Source organism: Prevotella sp. oral taxon 313 (assembly GCF_003043935.1).
Classification (GTDB): Bacteria; Bacteroidota; Bacteroidia; order Bacteroidales; family Bacteroidaceae; genus Prevotella; species Prevotella jejuni.
In genome coordinates this window covers 397,238-422,313 of sequence record NZ_PYXE01000001.1, presented here as the reverse complement: position 1 = coordinate 422,313, position 25,076 = coordinate 397,238, and the positions used below count along the sequence as shown (strand labels likewise).

The 25,076-nt window shown below is 45.2% G+C and carries 13 protein-coding genes; 12 read left to right on the top strand and 1 reads right to left on the bottom strand.

Features of this window, described 5'->3' with window-relative positions:
- Positions 1-21: 21 nt before the first annotated feature.
- From AXF23_RS01705 to AXF23_RS01655, 10 genes are all read left to right on the top strand, one after another.
- Entirely contained in the window at positions 22-3,138 is a 3,117-nt protein-coding gene (locus AXF23_RS01705; protein WP_107624091.1) for a SusC/RagA family TonB-linked outer membrane protein, read from the top strand.
- A 30-nt stretch (positions 3,139-3,168) separates the two neighbouring features.
- Positions 3,169-5,199, top strand: a complete 2,031-nt coding sequence (locus tag AXF23_RS01700) for a RagB/SusD family nutrient uptake outer membrane protein (protein ID WP_107624090.1) — start codon at positions 3,169-3,171, stop codon at positions 5,197-5,199.
- A 23-nt stretch (positions 5,200-5,222) separates the two neighbouring features.
- Complete coding sequence (locus AXF23_RS01695) at positions 5,223-6,281, top strand: DUF1735 domain-containing protein (RefSeq protein WP_089365581.1); 1,059 nt, start codon at positions 5,223-5,225, stop codon at positions 6,279-6,281.
- Positions 6,282-6,302: 21 nt separating this feature from the next.
- Positions 6,303-8,108, top strand: a complete 1,806-nt coding sequence (locus AXF23_RS01690; protein WP_107624089.1) for a BACON domain-containing protein — start codon at positions 6,303-6,305, stop codon at positions 8,106-8,108.
- 214 nt (positions 8,109-8,322) lie between these two features.
- Positions 8,323-11,517 carry a M60 family metallopeptidase gene (locus tag AXF23_RS01685; RefSeq protein ID WP_107624088.1) on the top strand — a complete coding sequence of 1,065 codons (3,195 nt, stop codon included), beginning with the start codon at positions 8,323-8,325 and terminating at the stop codon, positions 11,515-11,517.
- A gap of 1,339 nt (positions 11,518-12,856) precedes the next feature.
- Positions 12,857-14,218: a phosphatase PAP2 family protein gene (locus AXF23_RS01680; RefSeq protein WP_107624087.1), complete on the top strand. Its 1,362-nt coding sequence runs from the start codon at positions 12,857-12,859 to the stop codon at positions 14,216-14,218.
- 460 nt (positions 14,219-14,678) lie between these two features.
- A complete protein-coding gene (locus AXF23_RS01670) occupies positions 14,679-15,161 on the top strand; it encodes a hypothetical protein (protein WP_107625762.1) in 483 nt (160 codons plus the stop codon).
- Between the two features lie 58 nt (positions 15,162-15,219).
- On the top strand, positions 15,220-15,972 hold the full coding sequence (locus AXF23_RS01665; RefSeq protein ID WP_146156719.1) for a hypothetical protein: 753 nt from the start codon (positions 15,220-15,222) through the stop codon (positions 15,970-15,972).
- 371 nt (positions 15,973-16,343) lie between these two features.
- A complete protein-coding gene (locus tag AXF23_RS01660) occupies positions 16,344-16,910 on the top strand; it encodes a hypothetical protein (protein WP_107625761.1) in 567 nt (188 codons plus the stop codon).
- 221 nt (positions 16,911-17,131) lie between these two features.
- Positions 17,132-18,964 (top strand): erythromycin esterase family protein, encoded by a 1,833-nt coding sequence (locus tag AXF23_RS01655; protein ID WP_107624084.1) that lies wholly within the window; start codon positions 17,132-17,134, stop codon positions 18,962-18,964.
- Between the two features lie 90 nt (positions 18,965-19,054).
- On the opposite strand, the gene AXF23_RS01650 is transcribed toward AXF23_RS01655, so the two are convergent.
- Positions 19,055-22,456, bottom strand: coding sequence for a trifunctional glycoside hydrolase family 18/polysaccharide deacetylase/glycosyltransferase family 2 protein (locus tag AXF23_RS01650; RefSeq protein ID WP_107624083.1), 3,402 nt, complete (start codon positions 22,454-22,456; stop codon positions 19,055-19,057).
- Positions 22,457-23,455: 999 nt separating this feature from the next.
- Here AXF23_RS01650 and AXF23_RS15905 point away from each other — a divergent pair.
- Both AXF23_RS15905 and AXF23_RS01645 read left to right on the top strand, forming a co-directional pair.
- Positions 23,456-23,623, top strand: coding sequence for a hypothetical protein (locus tag AXF23_RS15905; protein WP_158267676.1), 168 nt, complete (start codon positions 23,456-23,458; stop codon positions 23,621-23,623).
- A gap of 1,195 nt (positions 23,624-24,818) precedes the next feature.
- Entirely contained in the window at positions 24,819-25,043 is a 225-nt protein-coding gene (locus tag AXF23_RS01645) for a hypothetical protein (protein WP_107624082.1), read from the top strand.
- Positions 25,044-25,076: the final 33 nt, after the last annotated feature.

The following is a 25,076-nucleotide window of genomic DNA, read 5'->3' as shown; positions in this document are numbered from 1 at the left end:
ATACTACAAACATAGATATATATGAGAAGAACATTATATGTCTTGTGTCTCATGTTGGCTCTATTAACTTATGGAGTCCAAGCCTATTCGCAAGATAATAGTACTGCAAAGCAGTTCTCGGTAGCAGGTGTCGTCTATGATGATACGGGTGAGCCATGTATTGGTGCTACCGTTCGTGTAAAGAACGAACCAGGAACAGGAACCATAACCGACCTGGATGGTAAGTTTGCTATTAAGGTTAAGCCAGGTGCTACACTTCAGTTCGAGTACGTAGGTATGGAGACTGTGCAGCGAACAATCCTTAAGGACGAGCCTTCACTATCGGTGAAGTTCAAGGTAGCCAAGACCAATGCTATCGACGAAGTGGTCGTTACTGGTCTTGTGTCACAGAAGAAGGTGTCAGTAGTGGGTGCTGTCTCTACTATTAATATGGATGAGTTGCGCACGCCAGGAACCTCCCTTGTGAACATGATTGGAGGCCGTATGCCAGGTGTGATCACCATGCAGCTCTCAGGAGAGCCAGGTCAGAACCTATCTAACTTCTGGGTACGTGGTGTGTCAACCTTTGGTGCTGGTGCAAGCGCCTTGGTCCTCATTGATGGTATCGAGGGTAGCCTCAATGATATTGATGTAGACGACGTAGAGAGCATCTCAATATTGAAGGATGCTGCAGCAACAGCCGTTTATGGTGTGCGTGGTGCTAACGGTGTTGTATTGGTAACTACCAAGCGCGGTTCAAAGGAGAAGATACAGGTTACAGCTCGTGCGACCGTTAAGCTCTCACATCTCAATAAGTTACCAGAGTATCTATCGTCTTACGACTATGCAAGGTTGGCTAATGAGGCACGTGCAATGTCAGGAGAGGCCGACATCTATACGCCAATTCAGTTGGATATCATCAAGAACAACCTCGATCCAGAGCTTTATCCAAACGTAAACTGGATTGACGAGATTATCAAGAGGAACTCTTTGCAGGAAAACTACTACGCCAGTGCACGTGGTGGTGGAGATGTTGCACAATACTTCGTATCAGTAGGTTATCGCCATGAGGGTGCTGCTTATCGTCAGAAAGAAAACCAGTTCCATCAGCCATTGTCCTACGATCAGTTGACTTATCGTGCAAATATTAACATGAACCTCACCAAGCGTTCTGAGCTTTACTTTGGTGTTGATGGTAGCATATCAAACTATACAACTCCGGGAGGTAAGAATACCAACCAAGTGTGGGAGGATGTACTCCAGCTGAATCCATTGATGTTCCCTGTTACTTACGCTGACGGAACATTGCCAACATACGGTCAGAACGACCTTATCTCTCCATTTGCTGCCCTTAACTATCAGGGTTACAGATCATCTGACAATACCCGTAACATGATTACCTTGAAGTTCACACACCGCTTCGGTGGTATTCTCAAGGGACTCGTGGGTTCTGTTCAGGCTGTTAATGACCGCACATCAGGTTTCAGTGAGCGCCGTTTCGTTAGGCCAGACTACTATCGTGCAACAGGTCGTACATCAACAGGTGACCTCATCAAGACCTTACGTTCTAAGCAGCAAGATATGTTCTACTCTTCAGACAATGAATCTTGGAGAAAGTACTACATGGAGGCTAAGTTAGACTATAACACAAGTATCGGTGCTCATAACCTCGGTGCGCTCCTCTTCTATTACATGGAAGACACAAAGGGGTCAGAGTGGGGCAATGGTGATGCACTCGGTATCGCAGCTATTCCTAAGCGTCGTCAGAACGTATCAGGTCGTTTGTCATGGGGTTATAACTCTACTTACTTCGTAGATGCTAACTTCGGTTACACTGGTTCAGACATCTTCCCTAAGGGTGAGCGTTTCGGCTTTTTCCCATCAATAGCTGTGGGTTGGGCTCCAACATCCTATAAGTGGGTACAGCAACACCTCCCATTCGTTAACTTCTTCAAGATTCGTGGTTCATACGGTCTTGCAGGTAACGACCAGATTGCAGATAAAGATTCTCGTTTCCCATACTTGACCATTATTAATAACCACGCTGGTACTACATGGGGTTATAACGGACAAGGTATCGTTGAGAAGCAGACAGGTGCTGATAACTTGAAGTGGGAGGTTGCTAAGAAATTGAACGTCGGTATCGATGCTAACTTCTTCAACGATGCCATCAAGTTGACAGTTGACTTCTTCCGTGATACACGTGACCACATCTTCCAGAACCGTGTTACATTGCCAGAGTATGCTGGTATGGTGACCTATCCAAAGTCTAACGTGGGTCGTATGCACTCTTTTGGTTCAGATGGAAACATCTCTTATTTCCACAAGATAAGCAAAGACATGAACTATACTGTTCGTGCTAACTATACATGGTCACAGAATATTGTAGACTACTTCGAGGAGAATAAGCTTGCTTACGATTATCAGAGCGTAACTGGTATGCCTTACAGTGTATTGCGTGGTTACATCTCTGAGGGTCTCTTCAAGAATGAAGACGATATTCGTCAGAGCCCAGACCAGACAGCAGCCTTCGGCGTTGTGCGTCCTGGTGATATCAAGTACCGCGACGTGAATGGTGATGGTGTCATCAACAGTGACGACCGTGTGCCACTATCTTACGGTAATAACGTTCCTCGTGTCATGTTCGGTATTGGTGGAGAGTTCAACTATAAGGACTTTACCGTAAGTTTGCTCTTCAAAGGTAACACCGGTGTAAACTACTACCGTGTAGGTATGGGTCACGACGCAGGCTGGATTCCATTCTATAATGGTGAGATGGGTAATGTGTTGAAGATGGTGAACAATCCAAAGAACCGTTGGATACCAGCATGGTACTCAGGCGATCCTTCAACGGAGAACCCTAACGCCATGTTCCCACGTCTGTCTTACGGCTCAAATACAAACAACTCACAACTCTCCACATTCTGGAAGAAGAACGGTTCATTCCTTCGTTTCCAAGAGTTGAACTTCCGCTATATATTCCGCCATCGTAAGTGGTTGCGCGCAGCAGGACTTAGTTCATTAGAGTGTGACTTTGTAATTAACAACCTCTTCACTATCGACAGTGCAAAGTACTTCGACCCAGAGCAGGCTTGGTACAATGGTGCGGCTTATCCAATCCCAACCACCTACTCATTGCAAATGTACTTTAGATTCTAAAGGTTCCACCTCTTTAATTAGATTGTAATAATGAAAAAACATATATTAGCTTTGGGCACTGTTGCAGCCTTGTTCGCAGGAATGACCTTCACGTCATGTAACTTCTTGGACCAAGACGACAACTTTAATGCTATCTTCAAGGAAGACTCTGTCTTCCACTCAGCCCAGAATGCAAATGGTTATCTCTTTGCTACACCAACGATGTTCCCGTCAGCTGGTAACATCTGGGGTAACTCTTGGAATCCAGGTGAGACAGCCTCTGATGAGATCTGTGTACGTTGGCAGACCAACGAGTTCTGGGGAGCAAAGTTCACAGTAGGTAACGTCAATGCGGAGAACGTTCCTAACTGGGGACAGTGGTACCAGATGTATAAGGTTATCAACCGTTGTAACCGTATGTTGGCTAATGTCGACAAGATTGCTGACATGTCTACCAATGATAAAGAAGACTATAAGGCAATGGTTCACTTTATCCGTGGTTATGCTTACTACGTATTGTTGCAGAACTGGGGACCTTGTCTTATTGTTAATGATGAGGTAATCTCTACCAGTGAGAAGGCCGAGTACTACGACCGTGAGCGTGCTACGATGGATGAGTCAATCGACTATATCTGTAATGAGTTTGCACAGTCACTTCCGGGTTTGAAACGTCCAAGTGAGCAGTCAACAGCCTACTTCGGTCGTCCAACAAAGGGTACTGCCTTAGCACTTATCGCACGTCTTCGCCTCTTGCAGGCTTCACCAACCTTCAATGGTGGTACTTACGCTAAGCGTTGCTTTGGTGAGTGGAAGCGTAAGAGCGATGGCAAGTATTATGTAAACCAGACTTACGACGCAAAGCGTTGGGCTGTCGCTGCAGCCGCAGCAAAGCAGGTCATCGACCTAAACTACTATACGCTTTACACAGTCGACGCTGATAAGGATAATCCATATCCACTCGACGCATCAGTTCCAACGGCTAAGTTCCCTGATGGTGCTGGTGGTATCGACCCATATCATTCCTTTGCTGATATGTTCAATGGCGAGGGTACAGCAAAGGTAAACCGTGAGCTTATCTGGGCTGATGAGTACTCTGGTCCTGTAATGACCTATTCTCGTCACTCATTCCCTGTTAACTATGGTGGATGGGGCGGTATGTCAGTACCTCAGCGTGTGATTGATTGCTTCTTGATGAAGGATGGTAAGAAGCCAGCAGAGTCTCCACTCTATGAATCCGACCTAACCAAGCACATCAATCAGAAGAAGTCTATCGGCGATTGTGACATGGCCAACGGAACACCATTAGCCTACGTAAACCGCTCAGCACGCTTCTATGCAAGCATTGGCTTCCCTGGTCGTATCTGGAAGATGAACTCTACCACCGATGGAAGTTATAACAACCAGACTTTCTGGTACTCTATTGATGACTCTAAGGCTGGTAAGAACGCAGCAGGTAACAACCCTAACGACTACTGTATCAGTGGTTACGTACCATTCAAGTACATCCACCCAGATGACTCTTGGCATGGTAAGGATGGTGCTTCGGTTATTCCTAAGCCATTCCCAATCATCCGTTATGCAGAAATACTGTTGAGTTTCTGTGAGGCCGACAACCATGTTCAAGGTTCAGAGAATGTGAAGACATGGGATGCAAACGGTCGTCTCGTAGACGTAGCAGTGACCCGTGACGAGGCAGCTATGGCCCGTTACTTCAATATGATACGCTATCGTGTGGGCTTGCCAGGTGTTGAGGCTGCTACACTCAGCTCTGAGAATGCTTTCGATGAGGTTATCAAGAACGAACGTCAGGTTGAGCTCTTCAATGAAGGTCATCGTTACTTCGACACACGTCGTTGGGGTACTTACTTCACCGAAGACGCTAACAGCTCTAATTGGCGTGGTCTTGATGTTTACAGCGAGAAGAAAGGTAACAACGATGGTCCATTCTTCAACCTCGTAACTATCAACGAACAGAATATCCGCGACCGTAAGGCTCTCCCACGAATGGTATTCCTTCCACTCATACATCGTGAGTTGGTTAAGAGCCCTAAGATGGATCAGAACCCAGGTTGGGATCGTTAATAACGTTAATATTGTAACTATTTATGAAAAAATACAAGTATATATTAGGATGTGCCTTGGCTGCTGTAGCATTGTCATCATGTAACAATTATGACTTTGAGCAGAACTTCTATCCTCACAAGGTAGGCTTGATGGCAGGTTCCAACCGTATCTATGACCGCACCACAGTAGAACTCTCTGCTGTGGAGCAGGGGACGGCTTCTGTCAAGTTAGTGGCTAACTTGAGTGGTTCACAGCTTGCCGACCGTGACTATCACGTGTCTATCGCTCATGACGACTCACTCTTCAATGCGTATAACAAATCAAACTTCGATATCGACAGTACTAAGTTTGCGCGTCTTCTCCCAGCCGACTGCTATGAAGACCCACAGATGGCGGGTACTATCCCAGCTGGGTCAAACAAGTGCTACTTTGATATCAAGTTGAAGAACCTTGGTACTCTGTCTCCTGACAGTGTCTATTTCCTCGACTACAAGATTGTCAGCCATGATGCAAGTGCAATCGCAACCGACAATAATAAGTTAGGTGTTCAGTTGAATCACGTACTGGTTAAGATTCTATGGAAGAACAATTACGGCTCAACAGCAGAGAATTGGAACTACCAGTTAGTATCTTCTCAGGTGACAAACGTTGAGACAAAGTCAACCACTCGACCTACCAATACTGTCCGTGCCTTCCCTGTAGCGGCTAATGCTGTTCGTTTCCTTGCTGGTGACGAGAAGTGGGATAACTACGAAAAGGCGCTCCATGACATTAATGTGAAGAGTATCGTTGCTACTATCGGTTCAAAGACTGTTACTAATCCTTCAGCTTACAACGTTACACTGAAGCCTTTCAAGCAGGACTCACTCGAGGTAGAGATGCTTACTCCAGTTGGTGAGTATAACAACACATTCTTGCTTAATGAGTTAGGTGGTAGTGCTTCAACCAATCCAACCTACTTTAAGGAGTTCCGCCTCCACTATCGTTATCGCGTGATGAAGAACGCTAAGCAGAGCGATGGAACATGGAAGGTTGGCCCATGGAAGGAAGTGTTAGCAAAGATGCGCTACCAGTATAACCCAAGAGCAGACAAACTTTAACCGTATAAATAACGACGAATAATGAAACTGAAGATTAATTTCCTATTCATACTGTCAGTGCTGTTTGTGGGGACATTAGGCCTCGCATCCTGTGCAGCTGACTATGACACAGACTTTACAAGCAAGGAGCTTGAGGTTCCTCATTCCTCCCAACGAATGATAGCATTCAATAAAGAGGGCGGTGAACAGCAGATTGTTGTAGAGACAAACGTAGCTTTGGAAGACTGGAAGGCGGAGAGTAATGCCGAGTGGCTCACTGTCACGAAGAATCCTGACGGTAAGGGCGTTACGGTTAAGGCTCCGGCTTACGATGGCTTCAAGGCTCGTGAGGCAAAAGTAACTATCTCTCATGGCGAGCGTGCATCCTATGAGATTAAGGTGTCACAGATGGGTTACGAGAGTGTTCTCCGTATTCCTGAGCAGAACCCATTCTTCAATCGTGAGGGTACGTTCTATTCTCTCCTTGAGAGTAAGGTGACAAGTATCGACGTACCAGTTGAGACCAACCTCCATCTCGACCATATCATTGTTCCTGACACAGTATCGTTTGTTCGCTTGGACACAACGAAGACCGTCAAAGAGAATGGTATTGTGAAGCTTCACTTCGACATGGATGCTAACACAACTGCCGAGACTCGCTACTGTACAGTTCGTCTGAAGAGTTCTGACAACTGGGATGCTTCTATCGAGTATGTCATCGAGCAGTCGGCTAAGGGCTATAAGGTGCGTCCTATCTATCCTATGGAGACGAAGGAGGCAGCCGTTGAGATGGTCGACCTCGGTCGTACTTATCGTGTACCATTCCAGCGTTCTACGGCTGATGGTAACTATGAGATTATCATCCCTGAGGAGGCTAAGAGCTGGCTTTCATCACCTAAGAAATATATCTCTGGTGCGGAGGTTGACTTCACTGCAACGCTCAACAGTACTGATAACGCACGTTCTTGTGATGTGGTTTGTAAGCCTTCTAATAGCAGCGCACAGCCTTTCACTATCCATGTGACCCAACAGCCGTTCCAAGACATCGTACCTACTGGTGTCAACGATGTGAACGTTACGCCTGGTAAGGGCCAGTTCACTGTGACATGGAAGGCTCCTGACGAGGTCAACTATGAGAAGGTTATCGTTAGAGCAAAGAGTAATATGCCGGGTGTACCAGAGTCAGTAAAGGAGGTAGCAGCGAACGAGACGTCTTGTGTTCTCAATGATGTCTTCAACTTTGCAGGCGACTATACCATCACTGTGACGACCCAGGGCCTCAGAGGTAAGAACACCCACGACCCTGCAACAGCTACTGCTCAGGCTAACGAGTGGTCTGAGTCTGTTGAGATACCGCTCACTGCGGCTATGGTATCAGCTAACTCTATGCAGCCAGGGCACGAGATTGGCGCTGCTGTCGATGGTAATAAGACTACTTACTTCCAGACGAAGAGCAACGGAAACACGAGCGATCCACGTCCTCACATTGATATTACGCTGAACGAAGGTATCAATGGTACGTTCTACCTTGGCTTCGATGAGTATAAAGTTAGCAGTAACGACCGCAACCCTAAGCGTGCTAATATCTACGCTTCATCAGATGTCATCACTGCTGCTACGCCTGTTTCAACACAGACAAACTACCGTTCTGCGAATGCTGTGAGCGAACCACTCGCTTACACAAAGACCAATGGTGCTACTATCACCCATATCCGCTTCGAACCTACACAGCGTAAGAATGGTTCGAATATCAATAATGGTGGTGGCTCATCTTACTGGTATCTCGCTGAACTCCACCTCTATGTTTATCACGATGAGGCTTGGAAGAAGGAGCAGTTAGGTCTCTAATCTCTATTTACCAACCTACTGGCATAGTCCCCCTATGCCAGTGGGTTGTCTTCGTTAATATACTATTCAGGTGATGTGCTACACCTTCGCACGAAAGGTGCGGGGCGTGAACACCACGGGTGCGGAGCCTCCGCACTGTCCTAAAAAGGGGTGAAAGCAAACTTGATACTTACCGAAGAGAAACCTAAAAAACAACTACTTATTAAATACATCTATGTTATTCGAAAGATTTTTACGCAAGAAGACACTCATGGCAGCACTGGCTCTGACCGCTGCTGTGCCAAGTGTTGCGAAAGCTTCGATGCTCTCTGCGGCGCCAACTGCTGATGGAGAGAATCAGAAACTCAAACCAGGAGTTTATTACATTGTTAATGACAAGCGTCAAAAAGGTACTGATCTTCATGTCTTTGTCGATGGTAAAGGCACCTTACATGGGCAGCATTATAGCAGTCCATCAACCGATTTCTCTGATCTCTTCTTACTACATGCTAAGGGCGACAGGTACACCATTCAGAGTCTGAAGGACGCTAAGTACGTTCAGAGTGTGGGTCAAAATAATGAGGTCTATAAGACAGCCGATGATGCTTACAAGTTCAGGATTATTTATCAGACAGAGTCAAGTGGGACAGGTAAGTCTTACTTCAATATCTATAATAGTAATGCTGAAGAATGGTGTTGGCACCTCGATGCTCAGAAGGATATCGTTCGTTGGTATCCTTTGAGAGACAATGGTATAACAGCACTCGGCCCAAGTGAGTTCCGCTTCGACCCTGTGACGACGCTTACAAACGAGCAGGTGCTTGCCCGTCTGGCTCAACTGACCAAGGTGGTAGACCCAACAAAGGACCTCACAAAGTATTATCAGATTGTTTCTGACACTTATGGCAGGGCGATGCGTGAGGACTTTATAGTTGGCGAATTGTCTACCTCGGGTTTTAACAGCAGTGATTACTCTTATTATTGGAAGTTAGAAAGGTTGGCTGACGGCCGCTACGTGTTCCAGAATGCCGTGACAGGAAAGTATATCGTTCCTCAGAATGGGCAGACAAGTCGCTCTTATACGACAGCTGAGGGGAAGGGCACTGGCTTTGACCTCCAACGTAACACGGACGATCCATACGTGTTGGCTTTCGAGATGGTCGATGCCAATAATGTTGGTATCCATTGTGCGGAGAGTCAGGGATACCATCCTGTTGGCTGGTACACGCACAACGAGGCTAATAAGTGGGTCTTTAAGGAGGCTACACTCGACCCTGCTAAGCTCAAGGAACAGCAGGATGCTTACAAGACTCGTGTCGACTTGACCAAGAATGTGGATGTCTATGCTGAGAAGGTGGCTAAGTATTTCACTAACAGTGCCGCTACGGAGGTTACTGCCGCTACTAAGGCGATGACTGATGAGGCGTTGAAGGCTCAGATGACTACCGAGGGTGTGCCACAGGGACTACAGGAGGTTGTGTTGAAGATAAAGAACCAGAGCTGGACAAGTTATCCAAGTGGTCGCAACTGGGAGAAGCTCTTCCGCATCGCTGACTATAAGGTTTACAGCGAGAATAACTATGGTGCTTGGGCGCGTTCAATGGGTATCGGCTACGATTATGGTAGTATGACGAACCCAACAGGTATCACGGCTCGTGATGGCGAGGACCTCTTCATCTTCCTTGGCGATGATATTCCACAGAATGCAACGGTACAGATCGAACTCGTACCATTGGGTACACGCAGTGCTGGCAAGTACTATAGCTTGAAGAAGGGCTTGAACATTATCCTCAATCAGGGCGAGAACAACGTGTTTGTTAACTATATCGGTCGTACCTTCAACAACGGTAAGTCTCTCAAAGACTATAAGCCTATGAACATCCACATCGAGGGTGGTAAGGTGAATGGATACTTCGACCTCACTAAGGGTAACACCAATGAAGACTGGCAGACAATGCAGTCTGACGGCCTTGTATGGGCTAAGGCTTTCAATATGAAGGGCGAACTGGTTGTTATGAACATGCCTGGTGCTGATTGCAAACGCTATACTCCTGTTCACATGAAGGAGTTGGTTGAAATCTGGAACAGCATCGTTCAGCGTGAGGACGACCTCATGGGCTTCCGTGCTGCTAAGCGTGATAAGTGCAACAACGTGCTCAATGCGACTGCTGTCGACCATGGTTATATGTATGCTACGACCGGTGGTACCTATTATAACTACAACACTTTGGCTGATGTACTCAACTATGATAAGGTGAAGTGGGGCAATGGTACACTCTGGGGTCCTGCTCACGAGTTCGGTCATAACCATCAGCAGCTGTTTAATACGGCTGGTATGACGGAGATTTCGGTCAATATGTACTCTAACATGGTGATGTTTACTTCGGGTCGCGTAACCAGCCGCTCTGAAAACTGTTCTTATACAGATGTTGATGGTAAGAAGTATGATGGGGTTTGCGAGAGTGCTGTCTCAACCTATGCTGACCGCTTTGCTAACAAGAAGAAGTGGTTTGAATATGGCACATGGGGCACAACGCAGATGTACTACAAGCTCTATATGATGTTCCATGCGACTGGTCTTGATGATCAGTTCTGGCATAATTGCCTCGATTATCTCCGTAAGAACCGTCTTGAAGGACAGGGTACAGCCAACTGTCAGGGCCAGAACGACTACTTACTCTTTGCTAAAGCGTGTTGTGTAGCAGCCAAGCAAGACCTTTCAAGCTTCTTTGAAGCATGGGGACATTTCTATGATGTGAACGGATCTGTCATCGGTGACTACAGTAACACAACCATGTACACCACAAGAGCACAGTGGAATGAGGCGAAGAAGTTCATGCAGAAGTTCCCTAAGGGGCCTGCGAACAATATGATCTTCATTGATGATCATATCCGTCCTACCCCAGCTATCTATCCTAATGCGGCCCCTGGCACAATGCGTCAGGACTTCAATGGTGCCGTACGCATTGGTTCTATGGGCGACTTCGGTTCATGGGACCAGTTTAAGAAGGATAGTCTCGGACAGGGCTGGGCTGTTGTTAAGGAAGAGAAGACCGTTAATGGCCGTCGCACCTATACTATGGAGGCTAAGAACAGCCACGTGGTAGGTTTCAAGATCTACGATAGTAAGGGTAACCTCATGTACTTTGCGAACACCAAGACATTCACTATTCCTAAGAAGGTGATGGAGGCTGCAGGGAATAACATCCAAGTTAAGGTATGTGGCTCAGACGGTTCTGAGGTTGACCCAGGTACTGTTCCAACAACAGGTATCAAGACCTTCTCAGCTCAGGCTAACGGTGGTAAGGTCGATGTTTATAGCATCTATGGTGCCCTCCTTCGTAGTAAGGTGAACCCAGAGACAGCCCTCGAAGGCCTACCTAACGGCATCTATATCGTTGGTGGCAAGAAGGTTGTTGTTGGTAAATAAGCCGAGATGAGAGGGGAGAATAGGGTAGAGTAGCAAAGGTAGAGTAGGGTAGAACCACAAAACCTACCCGCAGCTGGTGGCAATCATCATCCCCCACCAGCTGCCCCTCGCCCCACCAGCTGTCTCCTTACCCCTCATCCCTTATCCCCCCTCCCGTTTTCAGCGGACCGCTTCCCAATCCACAGCGGTCCGCTTTTTTGTTTCCATCAGTCCGCTTTTTAGTTTCCAGCAATCTTCTCTCCCGTCCCCTTCGGTCTGCTTCCTCGTTCCCTTTGTTCCGTTTCTTCGTTCCTTTCAGTCCGCTCCTCCGTTCCCTTTGTTCTGCTCTTTCGTTCCCTTCGTTTCGCTTCTTCGTTTCTTTCGGTCTGCTCTTTCGTTCCCTTTGTTCCGCTCTTTCGTTCCCTTTGTTTCGCTTCTTCGTTTCTTTCGGTTCGCTCTTTCGTTTTCTTCGGTCCGTTTCTTAGTTTCTTTCGGTCTGCTCTTTCGTTTTCTTCGGTCTGTTTCTTGTTTCTTTTGGTCCGTTTCTACGAGGCACTGCCTCGTAGTCAGCTCTTTTCCCTCCTCATCCTCTCTCCCCTTTTGTCAGTTATTTTCGCTTCTCTCAAATCCGACACACGTCTTTCAACGTTGGAGACCATGCCCTTCAACGTTCGAGACAACGCCCTTCTTGCCCCAAGAACACGCCCTTCAACGTTCAAGACCACGCCCTTCTCCTCCCGTCTCCGTATCTGCTTGGTTTCGTGTTAGTTGCAAGTTCCGTTTCACATCCTTCCTTCCTCCCTGCGTAGTGGCTTTCGTGTGCGTTCTTGTTAAGTTTTTTCATACACCTAAGAGACTCGTTGGTTCTTTTTTCTCTCACAGATTTTCACAGATGAACAGAAGCCTTTCTGCGAACAGGGGGAACCCACAAACGTCTGCAAGCAGACGACAGATATCACAGAGCGTTATAGCTATATATCACAGAACGTTACACCCATCATTAGTTGTAACGGTCTGTGTTATCGGTTGACTTAATGTCTCTGTGCGTCTTTGTGTGTTCTGTTCTTCTGTGTAGTTCTGTGAGAGAAAGAACGCCCTCTGTTACTTTCCTCCGTTCCTCTGTTACTTTGTCTCCCATCTCAAGCAACTTGTTCACCTGTCTACTCGTCCACCTGTCAACTTGCCTCGTTACCCTGTCTTAACCATACCCTGTCCCCCCATACCCTGTCCCCTGTTCTCTTAATATTTTCTACTATCGTCTCACAATAATCTTACTACCCCATCCGTTAGTATCTCTGGGGGTATCATGTCCCCCACAGATAGAAATGTTAAAACCTCAATACTCAAACCTCTAACTCCCATGTTCGACGTTTTGTCACTTGCGTTCTGTGCTTCATGCCCAAAGTTAAAAGTCCTGAGAACAACCCTTGTAATCCTCTCGTTCGTAAGTCTTAGCCATCCCGCTGAGGCCTCTGTTGCCTTGTCTGATAGCCTACGGCACACATCCTCCATCGCAGTAGACGACAGCGTGGGCGTGACGGCAGACACATGTGCCGTGGCCGACACGGCAGCTACGGTCAGACAGGCGTGTGAGAAGGTAAGATACAAGAATGACACACGCCTCGACAGGGTCGTCTACACCTGTGCACCCCTTATCCTCAACGGACTTCTCATGCGTAGCGAGAGCAAGCGATTTCGTGGTCTGCGGAACGACTATATACCACGTTTCGACAGACGATTAGACAATTACACGCAGTATCTCCCAGCTGCCGTCATGTTAGGACTCAAGTTAGGAGGGGTGAAGGGAAGGAGCAGTTGGGGGCGCATGCTCGCCTCTCATGCCATGTCGGTAGCGTTGATGGCAGGAATTGTCAACGCCTTGAAATACTCGGCACAGGTAGAGCGACCCGACGGAACCGACCTCCGTTCGTTCCCATCTGGTCATACCGCCACCGCCTTCATGACCGCCACCATGCTCAATAAGGAGTATGGTTATCGGAGTCCATGGATAGGTATTGGAGCCTACAGCGTAGCCGCTGCGACTGGTCTTATGCGTATGGCAAATAACAAACACTGGTTGAGTGATGTGATGACAGGGGCTGGCGTGGGCATCGTAGCCACTGAGATGGGTTATTATCTTACTGATCTTATCTTTAAGCAACGTGGGTTGAACAAGGCTACAACGGAGGAGACGTTTGAAGAGAAGTATCGTCCCTCGTTCATCGGACTGAATTTTCTTATCAACGAACCGCTGGGGAAGTATCCTGATGGGAAGGGGTCGCATGTTAAAGTGTCACGTGGTTGTACGTCAGCAGTGGAGGGTGCGTATTTCTTCAACCCCTATGTCGGTGTTGGTGGACGGTTCTCAGTGACCCGCACATCGGTTATCGTCGATGGTGTCAAGGCCGAGGATAATGTCTTCGATACGTGGAAAGTAGGCGGTGGTGCCTATTTCTCTTATCCGCTAACGTCCCGCTGGCTCCTTGGAAGTAAACTCTTAGCCTCGTCAGTGTTCTATCCTAATATACAGTTGACGGACGAGTTGATCGATTCGCGCCATGGCATGGGTCTCGGAACAGGTCTGTCACTGATGTTCAGAGCACGCCAGCATTACAGTGTTCGCTTCTTGGTAGATTATAACCTCCAGCCTTATCGTGCCTTAGGAAAGCATACTTGCTTCCATTCCTTAGAGTTAGGCTCCTCGTTTGTCGTGAGCTTTTAGGGGACAGCTGATAGTGGGCGCAGGCCGTCGCCAGCGGTTCCTGCCCTTGTTCCCAGCCTGCCCCTGCTCCCGTTCCCAGCCTGTCTTCCCTCCGTCTCCACCTGTCCCCTGTCCGTTCCCAGCTGCCCCTGTCCTACGAGGCAGTGCCTCGTAGGCTTCGACCTCAGCCGCCCCTGTCTTCCTTCCCGGTTTTCCCTCCTCTCCTCCCCCTGCCCTTCTAATTTCCTCTCCCACCCGAAAATAATTGTCATTAAATTTGTTTTACGTATTTTAATTTTATATCTTTGGCCCGAATAAACAATCAGAAACATAAAAACCTAAGGTGATTAATGATTTCGACGGTGGTCAGTGAGATAGAAGACGGATAGTTATATTCGTGTCGCTAAGCCTTTACGTGCCTGTCGTAATACTACTTGAGAAAGAATACAGACAATTTTTACCAATATTAATGCTATACACAATGATCAGAAAACTGTATCTTGCAATAAGCTTAGCGCTATGCTTGGCTGTTGCACCCCAGACCCTCTATGCACAGAAGGGCAAGTCAAAGACTGCAGTATGTAAGCTGAATGAGACCCAAAAGGAGAAACAGCTGTTTGCTTATGGTTTCTACAAAACCTATATGAACAGCCTTATCTATTCTCAGCTCTCAGACCTTTACATGGTGATTGCAAAGAAGTTTGTTAGTCCATCGGTCATGAAGAAGAGTGTTGATATGGACGCTGATGTCCTTATCGATGCGCAGGACTGTATTGAAGAAAATATACGAACACTGAAGGTTGTACCGCTGAATAATGATTGGCTCTGCGTCTCTTTTCTGTGGAGTTCACCTTATAAGAATGTGGGAACAAAGCGCACGGTGGTATATATTAAGGTGAAGGAACAGGGCAAGTCGTTCGTTATCGAAGATGCTACAACGAAGAAGCCTGACTTGAGAAAGTAGTCTTCTGTAATTGAGAATAATTAAGACAATTGCCTTATTAACTTAATACATTATGGTTATGAAGAAAGATCTCAGAACAAGACTTGTGTCATTCTTCGGCTCAAGAGGGATGAAAGCTGTCTGTATTATCCTTTTACAACTCCTTTGTGTACCAACTGTTTGGGCACAGGTGACAGTAGAAGACCTTGATACCGTAGAACTTTTCAAAACGTTCCCACCCACGATAGAGGGCAAGTGCGAACAGCAGAACATCAGACTTAACATCAAACAACCTTACAAACTGATAAGGAGTAGGGGATACGTACCCAGTCAACTGCCTTGTGACACTAAGGGGTGTATATTTAGACATATTATTGCTCAATCGGATGCCAGTATCGTTCATCAAGATAAAGACTGTGAGCTCTATTTGAAGACATCGATTAGGAGTGTGGACAGTGGGGCTGACCTCACACCGCTCCCTACGGGTGGAAAGATAAATATGGACATCTACAGCGATATTAAGTGCGACCTGAAATGGCAGGTGGATAAGATGTGTAAAGTTGCTGAACCGTGTGAGGTTGACGAAATAAAGATGCTTGTCACTGACTATCCAGCCTCTCTTGCCAAGCAGTACTTTAATGCTGACTATATGCTGATGTATCCTATTGACACAAAACAACAGGAGTGTAGGGATAAGTTCACCCGTGCTCGTTGTGTTGTGATAGGTAAGGATTATAGATTTGTCTTTATGTATTTCTTCTTAACGGACGATAATGCAAAAGACCTTAACAAGTATCTTGCTCAGCTGAAGGGGATGATATGGTTCAATTAGTGGGCGCTCCTCGGGTAATACGGATGGGGCTGAATCACGCTCACTGTGCTCTTGTTGGTGGGATAAAAGAATGATAACCGCAGCTGACGATGCTGACCTGAACGCACAGGGAGGCCTGTCGGCGCATAAACTGATACACAAGAAAGGATATAGAGAAATAATGTTATAGAAAAAGAGAAGGAGGGTTGTTGATAATCACTGTCCCTCTCCACTGTTCCCTTCGGTCTTTGACGGATGGGACGGAGAGGGCAGAGGTGGGTCTTCCTCTCCACCCTAAGCAGGGTGGAGGGGAGTCTTCAAGAGAAAAGCAGAGCGACATCTCATTGGAACAAGTTGTTTTTTAATTATTAACTTCTAATCTAAGTTTGAATATGAAGAGAATTAAGAACATTTGTTATGCTTTTCTTTTAGCATTCTTGTTTTGCCTTCCTACATGGGGACAAAATGATGTGAAGATTACAAGGGTGGGGAAACTCATTCAAGAGTCCCTCCCTTCAACTTGGGAGCGCGACACCTTCATGACCTACTACATTGCTGCAGATGCGGATAGTACAGAACGTTTTATCAAGGAAGGAAACTGGAAGCCTGCCTATGAGAAACGATATACACCTTACAATAATGTGTCACTACCTTTAATCGACGAATGCTTTGCTGAGTCCATAAGTGCGGTTCTTACAGAAGAACAAAAGAAACTCTTAAACCTCATTGGAAAGAAAAGTAATATTATGTGGTCTAAGTTCTATGTCTTTATAAATAGCAAGAAGAGGTTTGTAAAGATAAAAATGATGAGCAGCACAGCGAAGTACTTAACCCATGAGCAGATTTATGAGATTCTGAGACTATACTCTAAATGTAAGCTGCCAGTGCACCCTGTCGTAGGAACCTTTAAAGAGAAAGAATACTATATAACGGGTGCTTCGGTTTTCAAGATAAAGTAATGCTACGGACAGAAGGCCTATCAGCATCATAAAAGAATGATAACTGCCGTTGACAATGGTCCTCCCTGAACGCACAGGGAGGCCTGTCGGTGCATAAACTGATACACAAGGAAGGATATAGACAAGCGCATGGAGGACTCGGTAATCACTCTCCTCTCCATTCGAAGAGGGGCTGGGGGTAAGGTCTGCTAAGCTACTCGTTTATACATAAATAGCATAAAATGAATATTAGAAATATTACATTGAAAGACAAGCTCTTAGTGATATTAATCCTTATCAGCACTGCAATACCATGTATAGCACAGTCGGGAAAGCAAAACTACACAAGGGCGTATGACTTAGACTTTAAGATGGTACCAGACTCTTTGCGCCCCTATCGCTGGATAGAGAACGGTGCCTTTGCGCTCTACACAATACCTTGGGATGTTAAAGGACCAATGCGAACGTTGTACACAAGGCGGTATATAAAGGAAATTCCAATTGTAGACAGATTAAGAACGGAGATCTCTCATAGAATCCTCTTGCCCCACGACAATCTTAAAGAGGGTGTGGTAGGCCTTGAATGTAAGGGGAGTGGACTAAAGCGTGTGGTCCTAACGCTGCAAGCGATTGATGAAGAAGAGAAGGTGGTGGCAACAGGTTCATTCATCTGTAAGCCTGACTCTGTCCTCAAAACATATTCGACACATATTAACCTGACTAATGCGTCTTCATTGAATATAGGTATCAACGTCTTAGGCGAGGAGAGGAAAGATGCGTATATCGCCTTCTCAAAACTGAAGGTGACACTTGATAATAAGCCTATCGACGATTATCCCGTTAGGACACTTGCTCCTTTGAGGGTGGAGGGTGGTCTCAACCTTATTCGTGAGGACAGTAATCATTGTTTCGACCTGGCACAGATAGACGGACTTAGAGACAAGCGAATAATTGGTTTAGGAGAGTCTTTACATGGTAACTCTGACGTTAAAAGCTTTGTTACCAGACTGATTGAAGCGTCTGTCAAACGGCATGATTGTAGATTGGTCTTGATGGAGTTCCCCTTAGGGAAATCACTCTTCTTTAATCGTTATATACAAGATGACAGCTTCACAATGGACTCCTCCTTGATACCACACCCAACAGTAAGTACACTCTTAAACGTACTTAGGACTTATAATCGGGGTAGGGCAGATAGTGATAAGGTGCGGTTGTTTGGTATTGACTATACACATCAAAAGACGATAAGTATGTCGTCTACCCTCCATCTGTTTGATTTCATCGCTGCACTAAATAAGGAACAACACATCCCAGAGGCTGACAGACTCGCTGTAATGATAATGAAAGATAAACTGGCTGACGCTGTCAATTATCTTGATAAGCACCGTGCGGAAATAGCTAAGCTACTTTCAGATGACGAAATGGCCTGTTTTGACTTTATCTTAAAGCTGAATGTACAGCATCAGCAGACTCCTTCTATTGAAAGGTTTGTCCAGCGTGACTCTACGATGGCTCTCTGTGCGAAGTTCTTAATAGATAGGTGTGCCAAAGATAAGCGTGAGAAGGTGTTTATCTATTCCCATGCTGCACATGTAAACCCCGTGTCGACCTATCCTGCCGTACCTTGCTTGCCTATGGGAAGTTATCTGCGAAAGGCGTATGGCGACGACTATTGTCCCTTACTCCTCGTCACAGAAGGTGGCGATGCGATTGCGACAGATATAACATTCGGCATGAAGGACGCTGCAATAAACAAAGCACCAGCTAATAGTTTAGAGTATTGTCTTAACGCTTCGACCGATGCTTCTGTCTATCTCCCCATGACTCCTGCTTTCAACAGACTGATACCGATACGCTTTAAGGGTGCCTATCATGTCTTACAAGAGTTCTTCCCAATCAATGTGTATCAACGGTTTGGTGGCGTCTTCTTCGTGAAACACGATGAAAAGAACAATGTCCATATTCATCAAACGAGCTTGGAAGATGGTAGTAAACAGGCAATAACGAACATGAAACAGCGAAAACAGCTCCTTAAAGAGATGGAGGACAGATTAAAAACCATGGAGAATAAGTAATTTGTCGTAGATAGCTTAATAAAAAGCCCTCCCCCCTGTTTGTATGGAGACACTTATGGATTACCACCCTTAGCAGCAAGGGTAAGGCTGCTACTCACCAACGTGGCCAGTGCGTTTGAGGACACCCCATGTCTGCAGCTCGCCCTTAATTGCTTTGAGATAACTCTTGAAGAGGACGTAATACATAATCCAACGATAGAAGAAACGTTGCGGGATAACCCATAGGAGTACCCATAACCGCTCGCCTTCAAAGATGTAAGCCATGATAGACACACTTGCGTCAATGAGAAGGAAGATGAGATAATAGAAGAATATCTGCAAGGCATTGCCAGAGAAGAGACCTATGAGCATCAGTACATCTGCCAATGGTGAGAACGTTGGGATGATATACTGAAAGATAAGCATATTAGGCATTGCCCATAGTCCGAAGCCCTTCTTCGATGGAGAGAAGAGTGAGGAGCGATGTTTCCAAAAGGCTTGCATCACTCCAAAGCACCAACGAATACGTTGCTTAACAAACTGGCGGAGTGTCTCAGGGGCTTCTGTCATTGCCACAGCATAGTTCTCGTTCTCAATGATGTAACCATGTTCGTTGATACTCATCGTCAGGTCGCAGTCTTCTGCTAAGGTGTCAGTGGTAAATCCTCCCACCTCTTCAATCACCTCTTTACGGAATGCACCGATAGCACCAGGTACAACGGTAATGGCATTGATGTTAGAGTAAGCCATGCGATCAAAGTTCTGACTGCTGGTGTATTCAATAGCTTGCCAGTAGGTGAGCATATTCCTTTGGTTACCCACCTTCACGTTTCCTGCCACAGCACCAATGCGTTTATCCTTGTCGGCAATGAAGTGCTTCATCAGTCTACTTACGGCATCCTGCTTCAGCTGAGTATCGGCATCAATACAAACCACATACTCTGAGCGACAAGCAGCGATACCATAGTTCAGTGCCGAAGCCTTACCGCCATTCTTCTTAGCAAGTACAGTAACCTTATCATCGGTATCGAAAGCCTCACGCACACGTTCGAGGGTATGGTCTTTACTACCATCATCGACGAAGTAGATATGTAGGTTCGGATAGTCTTGTTGCTTGAGCGTAGTGATGGTGCGCACGATATTCACCTCTTCATTATATCCCGGTACGATGATAGAAACAGCTGGTGCCGTAGCAGCATCAATCGGTGCATAGTTGCGTCGGTTCTCTGCTCGTTTCTCTCTGAACGTCAACACGTACATGAATACGAGGCGCATCATACCCAAGACAAGGAATACAAGGAAGAGAGCCGTGAGGAAGTCGGATACATGATAAATCATCTCTGCCAGCCAAAGGTTGGTTTGCATGGCATAGTAAGCCTTTCCCTTATTGATAGCAGGCATCAGGGTTTGCTTATTCATCCCTAAGTATTGTTCCAAAGAGATGAACTGATAACCTTCATGTTGTAGGGTCTCAATGATACGAGGGAGGGCTTCAATCGTAGGTTTACGTGTGTCACCACCCGCATCATGGAGCAAGATGATATGTCCGTCTTCATGGTGCACACCATCGATGACACGTTGGTAAATCTGGTCAGCCGTTACGCCTTGTTGCCAGTCATTAGGGTCGATAGACTCACCCACAAAGAGGTAGTTGCGTCGACTTGCCACTATCATTGGCCATATCTCCTCATGGTCTGTCGGGTCGGCATCGGCATTGTATGGAGCACGGAACAGGATTGTACTATGTCCTGTGACGCTCTCTATCAACATTCTTGTCAACTTCAACTCAGCATAAGAGCGGTTGTCGGAGTTCTCAATCATGTTATGGTGGGTGAAGGTATGGTTGCCGATAGTGTGCCCGGCGTCATATACTTGCTTCACCAAAGGCAGGTTCTTCTCCATCTGCAGTCCCACCATGAAGAACGCAGCAGGTACATTATATTTCTTCAGCGTACTCAGCACGGTAGGTGTCCAGCGGCTGTCTGGTCCGTCGTCGAAGGTGATAACGAGTTGTTTATCCTTACATTTACCAAGTCGTTGGATGGTATATGTTGACGGAAGGGAGTGATAATACTCCTCAGAGATAAGGCGGTTATCCTTATCTATAGTCACTGATATATTTCCAGGGTGCGGCTCCGTAGTCACTTCCAGCACCTCTCCAGATCCAACGAAATTAACATCATCGGTGCCGTTAAGCTGCATCAGCTTCTTAACAGACATCCTTGCCACATTCTCCCACGACATATCCTTACCGTAGAAGCGCCATATACGTTTGTCTTCTGTGCCCAAACGCCACAGACCATAGCCTGCGAGATGATATTCAGCACCAAAGCGCATGATATTAAAGGTGGTCGCTGCATCAGTAAAGAACACCTGATGAATCTTTCCATCATCAGTGTTTTGATACGAGAAGTTAACGTTGTAGGTGTCATCATCGAACTTTACCTTTGCTCCTGCATCCAGTGCGGTAGCCATTGTTTGGTCGAATGATACCGTCGAAGCCGTTTCCCCATTAGGCCAGTCATATCCGTAAGTTGCCATACCGAGTACTATCTTGTCATTCGGGACGTTCTTAGCCGCCCAGTCGGTAGCTTTCTCCACCCAACGTTGCGAACTGACAGCTCCTGGCTGGCTCCCCATATTATGTTCATCGTAGGCCATGAGGAAGAGATAGTCGTTATACTTAGCCAGTTCCTGCATGTTATAATCCTCGTTGAAAGGTGCTACAGCCTGTGTTACATAGAGTCCATTTGCATGGAAAACACGTGCGAAGTCTTTGACTAACTCAACGAGGAGGTCGTTGTCTTGTATGTCGAGTTCCTCTAAGTCAAGGTTGATACCTGCAAAACCATAATGTTTACATTTCTTGACCATCTCATTGATGAGTGCTGTACGCTTCTTCCTATCACGCATGATACGTCCGATACCTTCTGGATGGAAGTCGGAGTTGTAGTTATTCGTGAGCATTGGAAGGATAGGAATACCAGCCTTACGCATCAAGCGCAGCGCCTGCTTGTCAAGCCTATATTCCACCTTGTCGGTCTTAGGATTGATAAAGAACCACTCAGGCAACACCATATTCAGGTGTCGTATATTGTTCTTCAGAGAGATGTAAGCGTGCTTATCCCAGTTAACATACCATGCCGAGCGCACACCAATCCGTGGGTCGTCCCACTCCCGAAAGTATTTCTGCGTCAGACTGTCCGCCTTCCCCACAAATCGTTGCTTCTTGATGGTAGCTTTCGCATAGTTATTATGCATCTTCTTCTCCTTGAAGAAGTCACGAAACGACTTATAGAGTGTTGCCGTCTTGTTGTCCTTGGTATAAGGAGATGAGGCTGACACCGCATTTCGATAGTCGTGATGGAAAGGCATCTGCGGGCTACCCTCCAAGGCAAACATTGCTAAGAAAACGATTCCAAAGAGTGAGAGAATCGTAAGGACTACACGTAGGGTCCACTTAAAATAACTCCAACGCTGACGGGAGTCTGTCTGAAATACTTGCTTGCTCATTGTCTTGTCTGTTATCTGAAAGCAATTCTTACTGTCTATAAGAGAATGTCTTATAAACGTCCTTTGTATCTTTTAGCATGCAAAAGTACAATAATTCTTATAAAAAGAAACATTTTGGGGGATAATTATTGGGTGGTGGGTGTTGGGTGTTGGGTGGTGAGTGTTGGGTGGTGATGAATTGTTGTGATGGGCGATGAAGGGTGGGGGAGGATTTTAGCCTTTGATTCTTTTGAATTATGAAGGGGGTGATGGTGCCAAAGAAAAGGAGGAATTATTACAGCTTATATACGAGTTTTTTTTATAATTAAGTTGCTGTCACTTTTAACATTTCGTGTAACCCTACTGTGAGTGAATGGGTTAGACAAGGTTATAGCGTGACAGATATGACAGGAAAGTTGTTTTTTGTTTTTTCACCTGTCGATGGTTGCCTGTCCTACTTCAAGGGGTTTTATTGCTGCGAGGTGGTCTTTTCCTCTTTTGTTTCCTAATCTCTTCGGCCTTGCTCTGTCTGCTTTGCTTGTGGGGTAAAGACGGTCGATTTGTTCCACCTTATATATTATAAGGAAATGAGGGGATATAATATAAGAAAACAAGAAAAAGTCTACTATAATTGCACATCGCCTTTGATGTAAATCAAGAATTAACTGATAGATTGTTATTTTTTGCTGTTTAATTTTGATGATATGTGTATTATTCCTACCTTTGCATTGTAATTCAAGAGCGACATAGCTGATTACAAGGTTTAGTCTTTTACAGGTATTGAAGATTGCTCAGGATTATTCATGTTAGAAAGAAGATTTGTTTAGGTTAGTAATAGATTTAGGTTTTTAGTTATATTTTAGGTAAAGATTGAGAAAAATCAGCGTCGTGAGACGATGGTAATTCGGAGATAACGGTGGAGCTAACGCTCTTCCGTTTTTTTTGTGACTAAGTTAACGAGGGACAGGGTAACGATGTAAGTTAATAAGGTTGACGAGTAGACTGGTGAACAAGTTGTGTGTGAAAGAAGACAAGGTAACAGATGAACAAGTTCGGAGAGTAACATGGCGAGTTGACAAGTTGACGAGTAGACTGGTGAACAAGTTGCGTGTGTTAGAAGACAAGGTAACAGATGAACAGGTTCGGGGAGTAACAGGGCAAGTTGACAAGTTGACAGTTGACGGGTGAACAGGTTGCTTGTGAAAGAAGACAGGGTAACAGATGAACAAGTTCGGGGAGTAACAGAGAGGTAAAGATGGGATAGTTATATAAATAAGAATGTGATGATGATAAATATAAGGCTATTCTAATAATATAATAAGGTTATAGTGATAATACAAATAAGGCTATGCTGATAGTACAAAAAGGGCTATGGTGATAGTACAAATAAGGTTCTTCCGTTAAATGTGTGGACGCTTTTCGTAGTGCTTTAACGTAAGAGCCAAAGTTACTCATTAAACAAAAATATGGCTGAGACAGTCAACTATCTATCCTATTTTCATCCTCTTTCATTGAAAATCTTTTCGTTTTAAGACTTCGAAAATCTGTAGATAAGGGGTTGAAAAATCATTACATAATTTCAAGGAAAATACCTATAACTAACGACAAAAATACACACATGAAGCAGGTTTGCAATCAACAGGATATCAATTAGTTACCAGGTGTAAAGTAAAAGGTGCTTAGTTGGACTTCAAAAGGGCGTTAGCAAGGGTCTTAAAGAGCATCTTCTGCAACCCAAAAGGGCGTCTTTTAGAAGCCAAAAGAGCATGTATTGGGTCTGAGCTGTATAAAAATAGTTTACAAACATGATTTAATAAGGGAATAAGCAGGTTATTGACGACAGATAGACATCACACCTAATTACATTTATGGTTCTGCGGGATTTAGTGTGAATTAACATGCCGTATCCCGCATTAAGCGGCACGAAATTCGTATCTTTGTAGTCAGTATGAAGAAATCAAGACCATCGGCAGAGGATATGGTACTGCTGAACGCTATCGGATAGCGATTCTATTCTTCTATGGTGGTCTAGGCATATGTTAACTCACACTAATTATAGTAGAACCACAAAAAAATTGATATGCTGGTGTCCTACAAATCAGATTTAGTCCGTATTCAGAAAACGCTACGGCTGATTATTAAGTACTTAGCAAACCTGAAACCCTCAAAAAATACTGAAAATTTATGAAAAATAATTATGCCCGTTAAACTTGGGTTAAATGGTAAGTAATCAAAACAAAAGAAACAGATTTTTGTTCACTTCTGTGCTATTTGTTATACCTGAAATGTTAAAAAAGTCTTTTTTTAATAGGATAACATATATATTCTTGCATATTTCTGTAGATTTTGTATATTTGCAACGTATTAATTAAAAACAATATTTATGGAAAATTCAAACATTATTTTGTTGAAGAGTGGTGTTAACTCAGATGTTAACATTCTAGAACCCGAGGAGCAGGAAAATATTCTTGGTGGTGCAACCAAATGTGATCAAGGTTATAGACACAGTCTTTTGTATGGAACTAAATGCGATTGTGGATATGATAATGGACATGTAAGTCAACCACCAACTTCGAATAATACACAAGTCGGCTCTCAAAAACCATAGTTTTTAATATAATTCACTTACTAAAGCGTATTA

Bases quoted from the DNA above. Each gene is read 5' to 3' on its own strand.
- AXF23_RS01705 (WP_107624091.1), top strand. From the start codon at position 22: ATGAGAAGAACATTATATGTCTTGTGTCTCATGTTGGCTCTATTAACT.
- AXF23_RS01700 (WP_107624090.1), top strand. From the start codon at position 3,169: ATGAAAAAACATATATTAGCTTTGGGCACTGTTGCAGCCTTGTTCGCA.
- AXF23_RS01695 (WP_089365581.1), top strand. From the start codon at position 5,223: ATGAAAAAATACAAGTATATATTAGGATGTGCCTTGGCTGCTGTAGCA.
- AXF23_RS01690 (WP_107624089.1), top strand. From the start codon at position 6,303: ATGAAACTGAAGATTAATTTCCTATTCATACTGTCAGTGCTGTTTGTG.
- AXF23_RS01685 (WP_107624088.1), top strand. From the start codon at position 8,323: ATGTTATTCGAAAGATTTTTACGCAAGAAGACACTCATGGCAGCACTG.
- AXF23_RS01680 (WP_107624087.1), top strand. From the start codon at position 12,857: ATGTTCGACGTTTTGTCACTTGCGTTCTGTGCTTCATGCCCAAAGTTA.
- AXF23_RS01670 (WP_107625762.1), top strand. From the start codon at position 14,679: ATGATCAGAAAACTGTATCTTGCAATAAGCTTAGCGCTATGCTTGGCT.
- AXF23_RS01665 (WP_146156719.1), top strand. From the start codon at position 15,220: ATGAAGAAAGATCTCAGAACAAGACTTGTGTCATTCTTCGGCTCAAGA.
- AXF23_RS01660 (WP_107625761.1), top strand. From the start codon at position 16,344: ATGAAGAGAATTAAGAACATTTGTTATGCTTTTCTTTTAGCATTCTTG.
- AXF23_RS01655 (WP_107624084.1), top strand. From the start codon at position 17,132: ATGAATATTAGAAATATTACATTGAAAGACAAGCTCTTAGTGATATTA.
- AXF23_RS01650 (WP_107624083.1), bottom strand. From the start codon at position 22,456: ATGAGCAAGCAAGTATTTCAGACAGACTCCCGTCAGCGTTGGAGTTAT.
- AXF23_RS01645 (WP_107624082.1), top strand. From the start codon at position 24,819: ATGGAAAATTCAAACATTATTTTGTTGAAGAGTGGTGTTAACTCAGAT.